We start from the raw sequence: 16,807 nt of genomic DNA on the forward strand, positions 1-16,807 counted from the left end.
CGGGGTTCCTTTTGGTTTGGGGGTTAAGGACGCCCGGCCTGTGACCGGCCGGGCGCTTTTAGGTCCGCTTTCCGAAAAGGGAAAGCTTAGGCGTACTTCTTGATCACTTCGTCGGCGACGTGCTGCGGCACCGGCTCATAGTGGTCGTACTGCATGGTGAACTGGGCGCGGCCCTGCGACATGCCGCGCAGCGTGTTCACGTAGCCGAACATGTTGGCCAGCGGCACGAAGGCGTTCACCACCGTGGCGTTGCCGCGCATGTCCTGCCCCTGGATCATGCCGCGACGGCCGTTCAGGTCGCCGATGACCGAACCCAGGTACTCTTCCGGGGTCACGACCTCGACCGCCATGATCGGCTCGAGCAGCTTGGGGCCACCCTTTTCACGCAGTTCCTTGAAGGCGGCGCGCGAAGCGATTTCGAACGCCAGCACCGAGGAGTCGACGTCGTGGAAGGCGCCGTCGACCAGGGTGGCCTTAACGTCGATGACCGGGAAGCCGGCCAGCAGGCCGTGGTCCTTGGCCGACTTCAGGCCCTTCTCGACGCCCGGGATGTATTCCTTGGGCACCGCGCCGCCGACGATGGCGGATTCGAAGACGAAGTCCGAACCCGGCTCGCCCGGCTCGAACACCAGCTTGACGCGGGCGAACTGGCCCGTACCGCCGGTCTGCTTCTTGTGGGTGTAGTCGATCTCGGCCTTGCGGCTGATGGATTCGCGATAGGCCACCTGCGGCGCGCCGATGGTCGCCTCGACCTTGTAGGTGCGCTTCAGGATGTCGATCTTGATGTCCAGGTGCAGCTCGCCCATGCCCTTCAGGATCGTCTGGCCGGACTCGTGGTCGGTCGAGACGGTGAAGGACGGGTCTTCCGACGCCAGCTTGGCCAGGGCGACGCCCAGCTTTTCCTGGTCGGCCTTGGTCTTGGGCTCGACGGCGATCTCGATGACCGGGGCCGGGAACTCCATGCGCTCCAGGATGACCGGCGACTTGATCGGGTCGCACAGGGTGTCGCCGGTGCGGGTGTCCTTCAGGCCGGCCAGGGCGACGATGTCGCCGGCGTAGGCTTCCTTGATGTCCTCGCGGTTGTTGGAGTGCATCAGCAGCATGCGGCCGACGCGTTCCTTCTTGTCGCGGGTCGAGTTCAGCAGCGACTGGCCGGTTTCCATCTTGCCCGAATACAGGCGGCAGAAGGTCAGCGAGCCGACGAAGGGGTCGTCCATGATCTTGAACGCCAGGACCGACAGCGGCTCGTCGTCCGACGCCTTGCGGACCACGGGCTCTTCCGTCTTGAAGTCGATGCCCGGGGTCGGCGGGATGTCGATCGGCGACGGCAGGTAGTCGACGACGGCGTCCAGCAGCGTCTGCACGCCCTTGTTCTTGAAGGCCGAGCCGCAAAGGATCGGATAGAAGGCGCCCGTCAGCACCGCCTTGCGGATGCACTTCTTGATGGTTTCTTCCGAAGGCTCGTTGCCTTCCAGATAGGCTTCCATCGCCTCGTCGTCGAGTTCGACGGCGTTGTCGATCAGATACTGACGCGCTTCATCAGCCTTGGCCTTCAGGTCAGCGGGGATTTCCTCGTCGCGGAAGGAGGCGCCCAGGCCGTCGTTGTCCCAGATGACCGCCTTCATGCGGACCAGGTCGACCAGGCCCGACAGGTTGGATTCGGCGCCGATCGGGAACTGGATCGGCACGGCCTTGGCGCCCAGACGGTCGCGGATCGACTCGACCGACTTGTCGAAGTCGGCGCCGATCTTGTCCATCTTGTTGACGAAGACGATGCGCGGAACCTTGTACTTGTCGGCCTGACGCCAGACGGTCTCGGTCTGCGGCTCGACGCCGGCGTTGCCGTCCAGCACCGTCACGGCGCCGTCCAGGACGCGCAGCGAACGCTCGACTTCGATGGTGAAGTCCACGTGGCCGGGGGTGTCGATGATGTTGAGGCGCTTCTCTTTCCAGAAGGCGGTCGTCGCGGCGGACGTGATGGTGATGCCGCGTTCCTGCTCCTGGTCCATCCAGTCCATGGTGGCGGCGCCGTCGTGCACTTCGCCGATCTTGTGCGACTTGCCGGTGTAATACAGAATCCGCTCGGTCGTCGTCGTCTTGCCCGCGTCGATGTGGGCCATGATGCCGAAGTTGCGGTAGTCTTCGATTTTATGCGTGCGGGGCATGAGAGCGTCCCTTGGGGGCTTTGGCGGACGCCAGGGCGCCCTCGGAAATGTCGGATAAGGCGGCGCGGGCGATTTAGCTCAAACCGCCCGCGCCGGATAGTCTCAGATAGTCATCGTCGATGACGCTTTGAAGGCGTTACCAGCGATAGTGGCTGAAGGCGCGGTTGGCTTCGGCCATCTTGTGGGTGTCTTCGCGCTTCTTGACCGCGGTGCCGCGGTTGTTCGAGGCGTCCAGCAGTTCGGCGGCCAGCTTTTCGGTCATCGTGTTTTCGCCGCGGTTGCGCGCGGCGTTGACCAGCCAGCGAATGGCCAGGGCGCGGCGACGGTCCGGACGGACCTCGACCGGCACCTGGTAGGTGGCGCCGCCGACGCGACGCGAACGGACTTCGACCGACGGGGCGACGTTGTCGAGCGCCGAGTGGAAGGTCTCGACCGCGGTCTGGTCCTTCTTCTTGTCGGCCAGGATGTCGAAGGCGCCGTAAACGATGTTTTCGGCGACGGCCTTCTTACCTTCGTACATCACGTAGTTCATGAACTTGGTGACGATCAGGTCGCCGAACTTGGGATCCGGCAGGACTTCACGCTTCTGGGCGCGGTGACGACGGGACATGGATGTATCCTCTTAGAATCTGATGACGCGCAGGGCGGCTTACTTCGGACGCTTGGCGCCGTAGTGCGAACGGCGCTGCTTGCGGTCCTTGACGCCTTGCGTGTCCAGCACGCCGCGCAGGATGTGGTAGCGAACGCCCGGCAAGTCCTTCACGCGGCCGCCGCGGATCAGCACGACCGAGTGTTCTTGCAGGTTGTGGCCTTCGCCGGGGATGTAGCACACGGCTTCGTAGCCGTTCTTGGCCAGGCGCACCTTGGCGACCTTACGCAGAGCCGAGTTCGGCTTCTTCGGGGTCGTCGTATAGACGCGGGTGCAGACGCCGCGGCGCTGGGGCGAGCCTTCCAGGGCCGGAACCTTGTTGCGGACGGGCTTGGGCTTGCGCGGCTTGCGGATCAGTTGGTTGATCGTAGGCATTGAGACAGGTCTCGACTTCTGTGGGGGGCGTGTGTCTTTCGACCGAGGCGCCCCGCGCCTTCTTTTGTGAACGAGGGACCATTCCCCCGCCCGGGTTGTCATCGAGACCGAGACGCCGTCCTCAAACAGAAAAACCGGAACGCGCGCTTCGGGCGTTCCGGCGGCGCACAGGCCGTCCGTTCGATTGTGATCGTCTCAGCGGACGGCGAACCGGCCACGCCTCGAAAGTGGGCGGCTTCTACGCGCGATGGGCGTTCGGGTCAAGCGCATCCCCCGTCCCGCCGCGTTTCGGGGGACCGACGCACAGCCGCGACGCGAACAAGTCGCCGCGCCGCCTGAAAGCGGCCATGCTTGCCGCCCAGCTTGGCGTCGAACCGGGAGGGGCGGCGTGACGGGCGACGGGCGCATCGACACCAGGCGCAAGGCTGCACTGGCCCTGGGGGCCGTCGCGGTCAATGGCGGCCTGATCCTGGCGCTGTCGCTGAACGCCCTGGGGCCGCGCAGGGTCGCCCGCCCCGAGCCCCCGCTTATCCTGCTGGAAATCCAGCCCCGCCCCCTGCTGCGCGACGAGCGCCCGCGCCCGCCCGTGGCGACGACCGAACCCGACGCGCCGATTCAGGGCCGGGCGCGCGACGACGCCGCCCCGCAGGCGCGCCGGCCCGATCCCGCCTATGAGGGCCGTCCGGCGCCCGTCCAGCCGCGCCTGGCCGTCCAGCCCCCCGCCGGCGCCCCTGCCCCGGACACGGCCTGGCGGGTCGATCCGACCGACCGGCGCGGGGCCATGTCGCGCAGCCTGCGGCTGGGCGCCGCCGGCTGCGCCTCGCCCGAACTGCTGAACGAGGACGAACGGCGACATTGCCGCCAGCGGTTCGGCGAACGCGCGGCGGCGGCCCCGCCCATCCACGGCTCCGGCGATCCCGAGCGCGACGCCGCCTTCGCCCGCGAGGGCGCCCGCCGGCTGCAGCAGTGGGAGGCCCAGCGTCGTCCGCTGTCGGGCGGCGTCGGCGTGGTGGGCCCGGCCGACTGCATCGGCTCCAACTTCGGCACGGGCTGCGCCGGCGCGCATCTGGATCCGTCGCTTGCGCCCGACTCCTCGCGCAACGTCCGCACCCGCCGCGACGGCCCGCCGGCCTCTGGCGCGCCGCTGGTCCCCGGGGCCTCCGGGCCTGGGCGCGAACCTCAATAGAAAAGGGCGGCGCCGTCGCCGGCGCCGCCCTTCTCAGGTCTTCGCTTCCGAAACCGGAGATCAGCCTTCGCTGCTCTCCAGCTCCAATTGCAGGTCGGCCGGCAGCGGCTCGACCGCGTCTTCGCGGGCCTGGGTCAGTTCCGCGTCGCGATCGTTGGCGATCTTCTGCAGGCTGCGCAGGTAGGCGCCCGTGCCGGCCGGGATCAGGCGGCCGACGATGACGTTTTCCTTCAGGCCTTCCAGCGTGTCCTTCTTGCCGTTGACCGAGGCGTCGGTGAGGACGCGGGTGGTCTCCTGGAAGGACGCCGCCGAGATGAAGCTGCGGGTCTGCAGCGACGCCTTGGTGATGCCCAGCAGAACCGGCTGGGTGATCGCCGGACGACCGCCGCGCTTTTCGACCTTGGCGTTCTCAAGCGCCGCCTCGGCCACTTCGACCGTGTCGCCCTTGATCAGGGTGGTCTCGCCGGAGTCGATGACCTCGACCTTCTGCAGCATCTGGCGAACGATCACCTCGATGTGCTTGTCGTTGATCGGCACGCCCTGCAGTCGATAGACCTCCTGCACCTCGTTCACCAGATACTCGGCCAGCGCCTCGACGCCCTGGATGCGCAGCAGATCGTGCGGATCCGGGTTGCCGTCGATGATGTAGTCGCCCTTCTGGATCAGGTCGCCGTCGTGGACGGAGATGTGCTTGCCCTTGGGGATCAGGAACTCGACCGGTTCGCCCTGGACGCCGTCGGCGTTGACTTCCGGGGTGATCTTGATCCGGCGCTTGTTCTTGTAGTCGCGACCGAATTCGACGCGGCCGTCCATCTCGGCGATGACCGCGCAGTCCTTGGGACGACGGGCTTCGAACAGCTCGGCCACCCGCGGCAGACCGCCGGTGATGTCGCGGGTCTTGGCGCCTTCGGTCGGGACGCGGGCGACGATCTCGCCCGGCTTGACCTCGTCGCCGTTCGCCACGGACAGAACCGCGCCGACGGGCAGCAGATAGCGGGCGTCGGACCCCGACGACAGCTTGGCATAGGCCTCGCCTTGGGTGACCCCCAGAGCCGGACGCAGGTCCGAGCCGCGCGGGCTGGCGCGCCAGTCGGTGACGACGCGCTGGGCGATGCCGGTCGCCTCGTCGGTTTCTTCCTTGACCGACAGGCCGTCGACCAGGTCCTCGAAGCGGACCACGCCGCCCACTTCCGTCAGGATGGGGGTGGTGTAGGGGTCCCACTCGGCCAGGCGCTGGCCCTTCTTGACCTCGCCGCCGTCCTTGACGCGGATGCGGGCGCCGTAGGGGGCCTTGTGCGTCTCGCGGTCCTTGCCGTCCACGACCACCGTCACGGTGACGTTGCGGCTCATGGCCACCAGGTCGCCGTGCGGCGCGACGACGGTCGGGCCGGCGATCTTGGCCGTACCGGCGTTGGTCGCCTCCATGAACGAGGTTTCCGCAACCTGCGCCGTGCCGCCGATGTGGAAGGTCCGCATCGTAAGCTGGGTGCCCGGCTCGCCGATCGACTGGGCGGCAATGACGCCGACCGCTTCGCCGATGTTGACGTTGGTGCCGCGCGCCAGGTCACGACCGTAGCAGTGACCGCAGATGCCGGCTTCGGCCTCGCAGGTCAGGGCCGAACGCACCTTCACCGACTGCACGCCGGCGGCCTCGATCGCTTCCACGACCTCTTCCACCAGATAGGTGTCGGCGGGGAACAGGACGGTGTCCGCGCCCGGCTCCTTGATGTCCTCGGCCGCGTAACGGCCCAGGATGCGGGCGCCCAGGGACACCAGCACGTCGCCGCCTTCCATGACCGCGCGCAGGGTGATGCCGCGCGTCGAGCCGCAGTCGTCCTCGGTGACGATGGAGTCCTGCGCCACGTCCACCAGACGACGGGTCAGATAACCCGAGTTGGCGGTCTTAAGCGCGGTGTCGGCCAGGCCCTTGCGGGCGCCGTGGGTCGAGTTGAAGTATTCAAGGACGGTCAGGCCTTCCTTGAAGTTCGAGGTGATCGGCGTCTCGATGATCTCGCCAGACGGCTTGGCCATCAGGCCGCGCATCCCGCCCAGCTGCTTCATCTGCGCCTGCGAACCGCGGGCGCCCGAGTTGGCCATCATGAAGACCGAGTTGATGTCGGGGTTCTCGCCCTCGATCAGCACGCGCGGCTGCGCGATCTCGCCCATCATGGCGTCGGCGATCCGGTCCGTGGCCTTGGCCCAGGCGTCGACGACCTTGTTGTACTTCTCGCCGCGCGTGATCAAGCCGTCGGCGTACTGTTGCTCGTACTCCTCGACCTGGGCGCGGGTCTCGTTGACCAGCTCGACCTTCTTGGCCGGGATGACGATGTCGTCCTTGCCGAACGAGATGCCCGCCTTGGCGGCCTCGCGGAAGCCCAGACCCATCATCTGATCGGCGAAGATGACCGTCGCCTTCTGACCGCAGTGACGATAGACCACGTCGATCAGGTTGCCGATCTCCTTCTTGGTCAGGTTCTTCTCGAGCAGGCGATAGCCGACGTTCGGGTTCTGCGGCAGCAGGGCGGCCAGCTTCATCCGACCCGGGGTCGTGTCGATCACCTTGGTGACCAGTTGCCCTTCGGCGTTCATCTCGGTCCAGCGGGCCTTGATGCGCGTGTGCAGGGTGACGACCTTGGCGTCCAGGGCCGCGTCGATCTCGCCGATGTTGGCGAACAGCTTGCCCTCGCCCGGCTCGCCGTCCTTGACCAGCGACAGGTAGTACAGACCCAGGACGATGTCCTGGGACGGCACGATGATCGGCTTGCCGTTGGCGGGCGACAGGATGTTGTTCGTCGACATCATCAGGACGCGCGCTTCCAGCTGGGCCTCGAGGCTCAGCGGAACGTGCACGGCCATCTGGTCGCCGTCGAAGTCGGCGTTGAAGGCGGTGCAGACCAGCGGGTGCAGGCGGATGGCCTTACCCTCGATCAGCTTGGGCTCGAACGCCTGGATGCCCAGGCGGTGCAGCGTCGGCGCGCGGTTCAGCAGCACCGGGTGCTCGCGGATCACCTCGTCCAGGATGTCCCAGACGGCGGGCTGCTCGCGCTCGACCATGCGCTTGGACTGCTTGACGGTGCCCGACAGGCCCTTGGCGTCCAGACGCGCGTAGATGAACGGCTTGAACAGCTCCAGCGCCATCTTCTTGGGCAGGCCGCACTCGTGCAGCTTCAGTTCCGGTCCCACGGTGATGACCGAGCGGCCCGAATAGTCGACGCGCTTGCCCAGCAGGTTCTGGCGGAAGCGGCCCTGCTTGCCCTTCAGCATGTCGGCCAGCGACTTCAGGGGCCGCTTGTTGGCGCCGGTGATGACCCGGCCGCGACGGCCGTTGTCGAACAGGGCGTCGACCGATTCCTGCAGCATCCGCTTTTCGTTGCGGATGATGATGTCCGGCGCCCGCAGCTCCATCAGGCGCTTGAGGCGGTTGTTCCGGTTGATGACGCGGCGATACAGGTCGTTCAGGTCCGACGTCGCGAAGCGGCCGCCGTCCAGCGGCACCAGCGGGCGCAGTTCCGGCGGGATGACCGGCACGATGGTCAGGATCATCCACTCGGGCTTGTTGCCCGATTCCAGGAAGGCCTCGATCAGCTTCAGGCGCTTGGACGCCTTCTTGGCCTTCATTTCCGACGGGTTGTCGGCCAGTTCGGCACGGTGCTTCTCGGCTTCGGCGTGCAGGTCGATGCCCATCAGCAGGTTGCGCACGGCCTCGGCGCCGATCTCGGCGGTGAAGCCGTCGTCGCCGAACTCTTCCTGATAGCGATAGAATTCGTCTTCCGTCAGCAGCTGGTTCTGCTTCAGCGGGGTCAGGCCCGGCTCGGTGACGATGTAGTTCTCGAAGTACAGGACGCGCTCGACGTCCTTCAGCGCCATGTCCAGCATCAGGGCGATGCGCGACGGCAGCGACTTCAGGAACCAGATGTGGGCGACCGGCGCGGCCAGTTCAATGTGGCCCATCCGCTCGCGACGGACGCGGGCCAGGGTAACCTCCACGCCGCACTTCTCGCAGATGATGCCCTTGTACTTCATGCGCTTGTACTTGCCGCACAGGCATTCGTAGTCCTTGGTTGGGCCAAAGATACGGGCGCAGAACAGGCCGTCACGCTCAGGCTTGAACGTGCGGTAGTTGATGGTTTCCGGCTTCTTGATCTCGCCGAACGACCACGACCGGATCTTCTCCGGCGAGGCCAGGGCGATCTTGATCTGGTCGAAGGTCGGGGTGACCGGGACCGGGTTGAAGATGTTCAGGACTTCCTGGTTCATCTTGGTTCCTTGCTGCGGCAACCGCCGCGAAAAGTATTCAGAGGGAGAACTGCGCCGTGATTGGTGAGTGGTGAGTCGTGACGAGCATCGGCCCATTCACGACTCACGCGTCACGCCTCACGAATTCTCCAGCTCCACGTTCAGACCCAGCGAACGCATTTCCTTGATGAGCACGTTGAAGCTCTCGGGAATGCCGGCCTCGAAGCTGTCGTCGCCGCGGACGATGGCCTCGTAGACCTTGGTGCGGCCGGCCACGTCGTCGGACTTCACCGTCAGCATCTCCTGCAGGGTGTAGGCGGCGCCGTAGGCTTCCAGCGCCCAGACCTCCATTTCCCCGAAGCGCTGACCGCCGAACTGCGCCTTGCCGCCCAGCGGCTGCTGGGTGACCAGCGAGTACGGGCCGATGGAGCGGGCGTGGATCTTGTCGTCGACCAGGTGGTGCAGCTTCAGCATGTAGATGTAGCCGACCGTGACCGGACGCTTGAACTGCTCGCCGGTCTGGCCGTCGTACAGGATCGACTGGGCCGACTTGTTCAGCCCCGCCTCTTCCAGCAGGCGTTCGATGTCGCCGATGTGCGCGCCGTCGAAGACCGGGGTCGCGAAGGGCACGCCCTTGGACAGGTTCTTCGCCAGTTCGACCAGCTCTTCCTCGTCCTGCGGCAGGGGGGTGTCTACGCCGTAAATCTCGGTCAGGCGCTCGACCAGGGCCTGCTTCTGACCGCCGTGCTGCCAGGCTTCCAGCAGACCGGAGATCTGCTTGCCCAGGCCCGCGGCCGCCCAACCCAGATGGGTCTCGAAGATCTGGCCGATGTTCATGCGCGACGGCACGCCCAGCGGGTTCAGCACGATGTCGACGTGGGTGCCGTCTTCCAGGTGCGGCATGTCCTCGATCGGCAGGATCTTGGAGATGACGCCCTTGTTGCCGTGACGGCCGGCCATCTTGTCGCCCGGCTGCAGCTTGCGCTTCACCGCGACGAACACCTTGACCATCTTCATCACGCCCGGAGGCAGTTCGTCGCCGCGTTGCAGCTTCTCGACCTTGTCCTCGAAGCGACGGTCCAGCGCCTTGCGGGCGTCCTCGAACTGGCGCTTCATGGCCTCCAGCTCGCCCATCGCCTTTTCGTCGTCGAGCGCGATCTGCCACCACAGGCCGCGGCTGACCTCGGCCAGCTTCTCGTCGGTCAGTTCGCCGCGACCGATGCCCTTGGGACCCGACACGGCGTTCTTGCCGACCAGCAGGGGCTTCAGGCGGCCATAGACGTTGCGCTCCAGGATCTTGAGCTCGTCGTCGCGGTCCTTGCCCAGGCGTTCGATTTCGGCGCGTTCGATGGCCAGGGCGCGCTCGTCCTTGTCGACGCCGTGACGGTTGAAGACGCGCACGTCGACGATGGTGCCGGCCACGCCCGGCGGCAGACGCAGCGAGGTGTCGCGCACGTCCGAAGCCTTCTCGCCGAAGATGGCGCGCAGCAGCTTCTCTTCCGGAGTCATCGGGCTTTCGCCCTTCGGCGTCACCTTGCCGACCAGGATGTCGCCCGGCTGGACCTCGGCGCCGATGGCCACGATGCCCGCCTCGTCGAGGTTGCGCAGGGCTTCCTCGCCGACGTTGGGGATGTCGCGGGTGATTTCTTCCGGCCCCAGCTTGGTGTCGCGGGCCGCGACCTCGAACTCTTCCAGGTGGATCGAGGTGAAGACGTCGTCGCGCACGATGCGCTCGGAGATCAGGATCGAGTCCTCGAAGTTGTAGCCGTTCCAAGGCATGAAGGCGACCAAGGCGTTGCGGCCCAGGGCCAGTTCGCCCAGGTCCGTCGACGGACCGTCGGCGATGACGTCGCCGGCCTTCACCGCATCGCCCACGCGCACGATCGGGCGCTGGTTGATGCAGGTCGACTGGTTCGAGCGCTGGAACTTCGACAGGCGGTAGATGTCGACGCCCGAACGGGCGGCGTCCACATCGCCGGTGGCGCGCACGACGATGCGGGTGCCGTCGATCTGCTCGACGACGCCGTCACGACGGGCGACCACGACGGCGCCGGAGTCCACGGCCACCACCGCTTCCATGCCGGTGCCGACCAGCGGCGCGTCCGACTGCACCAGCGGCACGGCCTGACGCTGCATGTTGGCGCCCATCAGCGCGCGGTTGGCGTCGTCGTTTTCCAGGAACGGGATCAGGGCGGCGGCGACCGAAACGACCTGCTTCGGCGACACGTCCATCATGTCCACAGCGTCCTTGTTCAGGAGCTGGGATTCACCGTTGATCCGGCCGGGGACCAGATCCTCGACGATCTGGCCGTCTTTCAGTTCGATGTTGGCCTGGGCGATCGTGTACTTCGACTCCTCCATGGCCGAGATGTAGACCACCTCGCCCTGGGCCTGGCCGTCCTTCACGCGACGATACGGGCTCTCGATGAAGCCGTACTTGTTGACGCGGGCGTGGGTGGCCAGCGAGTTGATCAGGCCGATGTTCGGGCCTTCCGGCGTCTCGATCGGGCAGATGCGGCCGTAGTGGGTCGGGTGCACGTCGCGGACTTCGAAGCCCGCGCGCTCACGCGTCAGACCGCCCGGGCCAAGCGCCGACAGGCGGCGCTTGTGGGTGATTTCCGACAGCGGGTTGGTCTGGTCCATGAACTGCGACAGCTGCGACGAACCGAAGAACTCGCGCACCGCCGCGGCGGCAGGCTTGGCGTTGATCAGGTCGTGCGGCATGACCGTGTCGATATCGACCGAGGACATGCGCTCCTTGATGGCGCGCTCCATCCGCAGCAGGCCGACGCGGTACTGGTTTTCCAGCAGTTCGCCGACCGAACGGACCCGGCGGTTGCCCAGGTTGTCGATGTCGTCGATCTCGCCGCGGCCGTCCTTCAGGCCGACCAGGATCTGCAGCACCTTCAGCACGTCTTCCTTGCGCAGGACGCGGATCTCGTCGGAGACCTCGGGGGTTTCCAGGCGCATGTTCATCTTGACCCGGCCGACGGCCGACAGGTCGTAGCGCTCGCTGTCGAAGAACAGCGAGTTGAACATGGCTTCGGCGGCTTCCGGCGTCGGCGGCTCGCCCGGACGCATCACGCGATAGACGTCGAACAGGGCGTCCTCGCGGTTGTCGTTCTTGTCGACGCGCAGGGTGTTGCGCATGTAGGCGCCGACCGTGACATGGTCGATGTCCAGCACCTCGATGGTGGTGAAGCCGTTCTGCTCCAGCACCTCGATCGTGGGGGCGTCCAGTTCGTCGCCCGCCTCGGCGAAGATCTCGCCGGTCTCCATGTTGACCGCGTCATTGGCCAGATACTTGGTGACCAAGGCGTCGGCGGCCAGCGACAGCGACTTGACCGTGTCGCCCAGCTTCTTGGCGGCGCGCGCGCTGATCTTCTGGCCGGCCTGGGCGACCACCTCGCCGGTGTCGGCGTCGATCAGGTCGAACTCGGGCTTCACCCCGCGCCAGCGTTCCGGCTTGTAGGGCGTGACCCAGCCTTCGCCGCGCTTCTCGTAGGGGACGGTCTCGTAGAAGGTCTTGAGGATTTCCTCGCCGTCCATGCCCAGACCCATCAGGAAGGTCGAGGCCGGCAGCTTGCGACGGCGGTCGATGCGGACATAGACGATGTCCTTCGCGTCGAACTCGAAGTCCAGCCACGAACCGCGGTACGGGATCACCCGCGCGGCGAACAGCAGCTTGCCCGAAGAGTGCGTCTTGCCCTTGTCGTGGTCGAAGAAGACGCCCGGCGAACGGTGCATCTGGGACACGATCACCCGCTCGGTCCCGTTGACGATGAAGGTGCCCTTGTCCGTCATGAGCGGGATGTCGCCCATATAGACGTCCTGCTCCTTGATGTCCTTGACCGAACGCGCCTGCGTTTCCTCGTCGGTCTCGAACACGATCAGACGCAGCTTGACCTTCAGCGGCGCGGCGTAGGTCATGTCGCGCTGGATGCATTCCTCGACGTCGTACTTGGGCTCCTCGAACTCGTAGGAGACGTATTCCAGGATCGCGCGCTCGTTGAAGTCCTTGATCGGGAAGACCGACTTGAAGACCGCTTCGATCCCCTGCTCCTTGCGCTCGCCCGGACGGACCTCGCGCTGCAGGAACTGTTCGTAGGACGCGCGCTGGACCTCGATCAGGTTCGGCATCTGGATCGCTTCGGGGATGCGCCCGAAGGACTTGCGGATGCGCTTCTTGCCGGTGAACGAGGTGGCGGAGGCGACCTGACCGTTGATGGCGAGATCGTGGGCGACGTCAGTCATTCAGTTTTTCCCAATCCGCGCGGCCCGGGGAAAACCACGCGTCAAATGCGGCAGCCACGGTCCGCCGTTCGGCGTCCGCGACCAGTGTTTTCGGCGTCTGCCCTCGGCCCGCGAACGGACCGGACGCCTGAAATCATTGGGCTCCCTTGGGAAGGAGCCGCGCCTTCGCTCCGGTCGGAGGGCGACGGACCGGGCCTCGGCGCTTTACGCGCAGACTCATGCGGAGTGTTGCGGAACGCGGACATATACGCGCTTCCACGGCGAAATAAAGACCCCGGCGGCGCGTTAAGCGTCTTTTGGGGATTTGTCCCGGCCCCGGCCAACGGGCACAACCCTCCAAGACCGCCTCAAGGAGCCCGATCATGGATCAGACCCGCATGAACGCCATCATCGTCGACGGCGGCAAGGGACCGCCCGAGGCGCTGAAATGGGTCGATACGGACCGTCCCGTCCCGGCCGACGGCCAGTTGCTGATCCGGGTGCGGGCGGCCGGGGTCAACCGGCCCGACCTGCTGCAACGGCGCGGCCTCTATCCGCCGCCGCCCGGCGCTCCCGAAACCCTGGGCCTTGAGGCAGCGGGCGAGGCGGTCAACGACGCCGGCCGGTGGCGCGCGGGCGATCGGATCACGGCCCTGCTGGGCGGCGGGGGTTACGCCGAATACGCCGTGGTCGATGCGCGCCACGCCCTGCCCCTGCCGGCGGGCCTGTCGTTCGAGGACGCCGCCGCCCTTCCCGAGACGGTCTTCACCGTCTTCGCCAATGTGTTCGAGCACGGGCGACTGGCCGCCGGCGAAACCCTGCTGGTGCACGGCGCCAACTCCGGCATCGGCGTCACGGCGATCCAGATGGGCAAGGCGGCCGGCGCGCGCGTGGTCGGCACCTGCAGGGGCGCGGCGCGGGCCGAGGCTCTGACGGCGCTGGGCGCGGACCGCGTCATCGATGTCCAGGCCGAAGACTTCGGCGCGGTCGTCGAAGACATGGGCGGCGCCGACGTGGTGCTGGACATGATCGGCGGCGCCTATCTGGAGCGGAACCTTCGCGCCCTGAAGATGGACGGCCGGATCGTCTATATCGCCGCCCTCGACGGCGGGACGCTGGAGGTCCCCGTCATGGCCCTGATGCGCAAGCGCGCGACGCTGACCGGATCGACCCTCAGGAACCGCCCTGCCGACGAGAAGGCGCGGTTGGCCCAGCGGATCGAGGCGACCGTCTGGCCCTGGATCGAGGCGGGCCGGTTCCGCCCCGTCATCGACGCCGTCCTGCCCCTGTCCCAGGCGGCCGAGGCGCACCGACGCCTGGAAGCCGGCGCCCACCTGGGCAAGATCATCCTGAAAGACTGAACAGCCTTCACTCAGACGACGGAAGTAAAAACCTGGGTTCCATTCGGAACCGGCCGGGATTCCGAACGGTTGATCTCCCACAAGCGCAACAGCAGCGGGAAAGGACAACCGATGGAAGGTCAACCGACGCGGGGCTCGGGCGTCTCGAAGCGAGGCTTCGCTTCGATGGACCCAGAACGTCAGCGTGAGATCGCGCGCAAGGGCGGCGCAAGCGTGCCCAGCGAGAAACGCAGCTTCTCCCAAGACCGCAGCCTGGCGGCGCAGGCGGGCCGCAAGGGCGGCGAGGCCTCCCACGGCTCGCGCAAAGATCAAGCCGCGCCGCAACGGCCTCAGGAATAGATCGCCGCTGGTTGGCGAAAGAAAGGGCGGCGCTTTCGGCGCCGCCCTTTTTGCTTGCCGGCCGTCGCCTCAGCTGGACAGCAGCGCCAGGGCCACGCTGGGCTCGGCGGAGGCGTCGAAGCGGACCAGACGCCACCCCGCCTCGGCGGCCATGTCTTCGACCGCCTCGCGCGTGAACTTGCGCGAACTCTCGGTGTGGATGGTCTCCCCCTGCTGGAACCGGAAGGCGCGGCCATCGACCCGCGCCGTGGTCGGCGCCTGGGCCTGAAGGTGCATTTCGATCCGCGACTGTTCCGCGTTCCACACCGCGCGGTGGGCGAACGCGTCCAGGTCGAAATCGGCGCCGAGCTCGGCGTTGGCGCGGACCAGGACATTGCGGTTGAAGGCCGCCGTCACGCCTCGGCTGTCGTCATAGGCGCGCACCAGGACGGCCGGGTCCTTGACCAGGTCGACGCCCAGGACGAACAGCGCCCCCTCCCCCAGCATCCGCCGCGCCGCGCCCAGGAAGCGCACCGCCTCATCGGGTGAAAGATTGCCGATCGTGGAGCCGGGGAAGAAGCCGATCCTGCGCCCGCGCGGCAAATCGCCCGGCAGGGGGGCGAGGTTCTCGAAATCGCCCAGCAGCGGCCTCACCTCCAGACGGGGATAGGCCCGGCGCAGACGCTCGGACGCCTCGAACAGGGCGCTCTCGCTGATGTCCAGCGGCACATAGGCCCCCAGGTCCGGGGCCGCGTCCAGCAGGATGCGGGTCTTCTCGCTGGCGCCCGAGCCGAACTCGACCAGCACCGCGCCCGGCCCGAACGCCGTCGCCAGATCGTCTGCGCGCTCGCGCAGCAGGGCCGTCTCCTGCCGGGTCGGATAGTATTCCGGCAGGTCGGTGATGGCCTCGAACAGGCGCGAGCCCTCGGCGTCGTAGAACCACTTGGGCGGCAACGCCTTCTGCGGGCGCGACAGTCCTTCGACCAGGTCGTCGCGGAAGGCCCGCGTCGTGTCGTCCTCGAAATCGGTCTTGCGCCCGGCGGGCGCATCCTCGGCCAGTCTCACGCCCATGAAGGCCCACCTCTGAAAGGGATAGAAGAAGTTGCGATAGGTCGGCCGGTCGTGGCCTTCGGGCGTGGCGAAGGCGCCGCCGCGCAGGACCATTTGGTTGGCCATGAACTTGCCGTTGTACTCGGCGGCCGTGCCCTGCGTGGGCGTGAACCCCGGATAGGGCGCATAGGCGCTGGACGTCCACTGCCACACCTCGCCCGACAGGTTCGAAAACGCCTCCGGCGCGCTGGTCGCGGCGTGTTCCCATTCGAACTCGCTGGGCAATCGCTTGCCCGCCCAGCGGGCGTAGGCGTCGGCCTCGTAGAAGCTGACGTGACGGACCGCCGCCGAAGGGTCCACGGGCCGGCGCCCGGTCAGGCCCATCACGGTCCAGCCGTCGTCCCCCCGCCGCCAGTAGAGCGGAGCCGTCCAACCCTCGGCCTTCACGGCGGCCCAACCGTCCGACAGCCACAGTTCGGGCCGGCGATATCCGCCGTCGTCGATAAAGGCGATCCAGTCGCCGTTCGTGACCAGGTCATGCGCCAGGGCGAAAGGCTCAAGCCAGACGCGATGCGCCGGCCCTTCGTTGTCGAAGGCGAAGCCCTGGGCGCCATGACCCGCATCGATCAGGCCGCCTTCGAACCGGCTCGCCCCGCCCCGCGCCGGCTCGGGCGGGTGCCGACGCGGCTCCTGGGCGTAGGCCGCCGGGTCCAACGGCGAGCGCGACATCAGGTTCAGCAGGTCCATCAGGAACAGCTCCTGATGCTGCTGGTCATGGTGCAGGCCCAACTCCAGCAGATAGCGCTCTCGCCCGCCCGTCGGCGCCTGCGCGATCCAGGCGGCCATGCGCCGGTCGATCTCGCGGCGATAGGCCAGAACCTCGTCCAGCGACGGTCGGGTCATCAGGCCGCGTTCGGGGCGCGCCACCCGCTCGCCCAGCGCCTCGTAATAGCTGTTGAACAGCTGCTGAAAGCGCGGATCGACCGGACGATAGTCCGGGTCGGCGGGGGCCAGGATCATGGCCTCGAAAAACCAGCTGGTATGCGCCAGATGCCACTTGCCGGGACTGCAGTCGGCCATCGACTGGGCCGAAAGATCCTCCGCCGACAACCCCTCGGCCAGGGCCGGCATGGCGGCGCGGACCGCCCGGAACCGCGCCAGGTCCGCCGTCACCCGTGCGTCGGGCTCGAAGCGTGCGTTCATGATGCGGCGTTCCCTGCGGCGCGGCGTCGCG

General features: G+C 67.0%; 9 protein-coding genes. 3 read left to right on the forward strand and 6 right to left on the reverse strand.

Features of this window, described 5'->3' with window-relative positions; genetic code table 11:
* Window positions 1-86 precede the first annotated feature (86 nt).
* The 3 genes from fusA to rpsL form a co-directional block, all read right to left on the reverse strand.
* Window positions 87-2,165 carry an elongation factor G gene (fusA, locus tag M8231_RS09435; RefSeq protein WP_250201327.1) on the reverse strand — a complete coding sequence of 693 codons (2,079 nt, stop codon included), beginning with the start codon at window positions 2,163-2,165 and terminating at the stop codon, window positions 87-89.
* A gap of 136 nt (window positions 2,166-2,301) precedes the next feature.
* Window positions 2,302-2,775 (reverse strand): 30S ribosomal protein S7, encoded by a 474-nt coding sequence (gene rpsG, locus M8231_RS09440; RefSeq protein WP_201216437.1) that lies wholly within the window; start codon window positions 2,773-2,775, stop codon window positions 2,302-2,304.
* Window positions 2,776-2,814: 39 nt separating this feature from the next.
* Entirely contained in the window at window positions 2,815-3,189 is a 375-nt protein-coding gene (rpsL, locus tag M8231_RS09445) for a 30S ribosomal protein S12 (RefSeq protein ID WP_021697983.1), read from the reverse strand.
* A gap of 388 nt (window positions 3,190-3,577) precedes the next feature.
* Between rpsL and M8231_RS09450 the strand changes: the two genes are divergently transcribed.
* Window positions 3,578-4,375 carry a hypothetical protein gene (locus M8231_RS09450; protein ID WP_249750140.1) on the forward strand — a complete coding sequence of 266 codons (798 nt, stop codon included), beginning with the start codon at window positions 3,578-3,580 and terminating at the stop codon, window positions 4,373-4,375.
* A gap of 60 nt (window positions 4,376-4,435) precedes the next feature.
* Here the strand turns inward: M8231_RS09450 and rpoC are convergent, their stop codons facing one another.
* Together rpoC and rpoB are read right to left on the reverse strand one after the other, a co-directional pair.
* Window positions 4,436-8,632: a DNA-directed RNA polymerase subunit beta' gene (gene rpoC / locus M8231_RS09455; protein WP_250201328.1), complete on the reverse strand. Its 4,197-nt coding sequence runs from the start codon at window positions 8,630-8,632 to the stop codon at window positions 4,436-4,438.
* 117 nt (window positions 8,633-8,749) lie between these two features.
* Entirely contained in the window at window positions 8,750-12,865 is a 4,116-nt protein-coding gene (gene rpoB, locus M8231_RS09460) for a DNA-directed RNA polymerase subunit beta (protein WP_250201329.1), read from the reverse strand.
* A gap of 362 nt (window positions 12,866-13,227) precedes the next feature.
* On the opposite strand from rpoB, the gene M8231_RS09465 reads away from it, so the two are divergent.
* Together M8231_RS09465 and M8231_RS09470 are read left to right on the forward strand one after the other, a co-directional pair.
* A complete protein-coding gene (locus tag M8231_RS09465; RefSeq protein ID WP_250201330.1) occupies window positions 13,228-14,205 on the forward strand; it encodes an NAD(P)H-quinone oxidoreductase in 978 nt (325 codons plus the stop codon).
* Between the two features lie 111 nt (window positions 14,206-14,316).
* Window positions 14,317-14,544: a con-10 family general stress protein gene (locus M8231_RS09470; RefSeq protein WP_249751975.1), complete on the forward strand. Its 228-nt coding sequence runs from the start codon at window positions 14,317-14,319 to the stop codon at window positions 14,542-14,544.
* 69 nt (window positions 14,545-14,613) lie between these two features.
* Here the strand turns inward: M8231_RS09470 and egtB are convergent, their stop codons facing one another.
* Entirely contained in the window at window positions 14,614-16,776 is a 2,163-nt protein-coding gene (gene egtB, locus M8231_RS09475) for an ergothioneine biosynthesis protein EgtB (protein ID WP_250201331.1), read from the reverse strand.
* Between the last annotated feature and the right edge of the window lie 31 nt (window positions 16,777-16,807).

This window comes from Brevundimonas albigilva (assembly GCF_023573565.1).
GTDB lineage: Bacteria > Pseudomonadota > Alphaproteobacteria > Caulobacterales > Caulobacteraceae > Brevundimonas > Brevundimonas albigilva.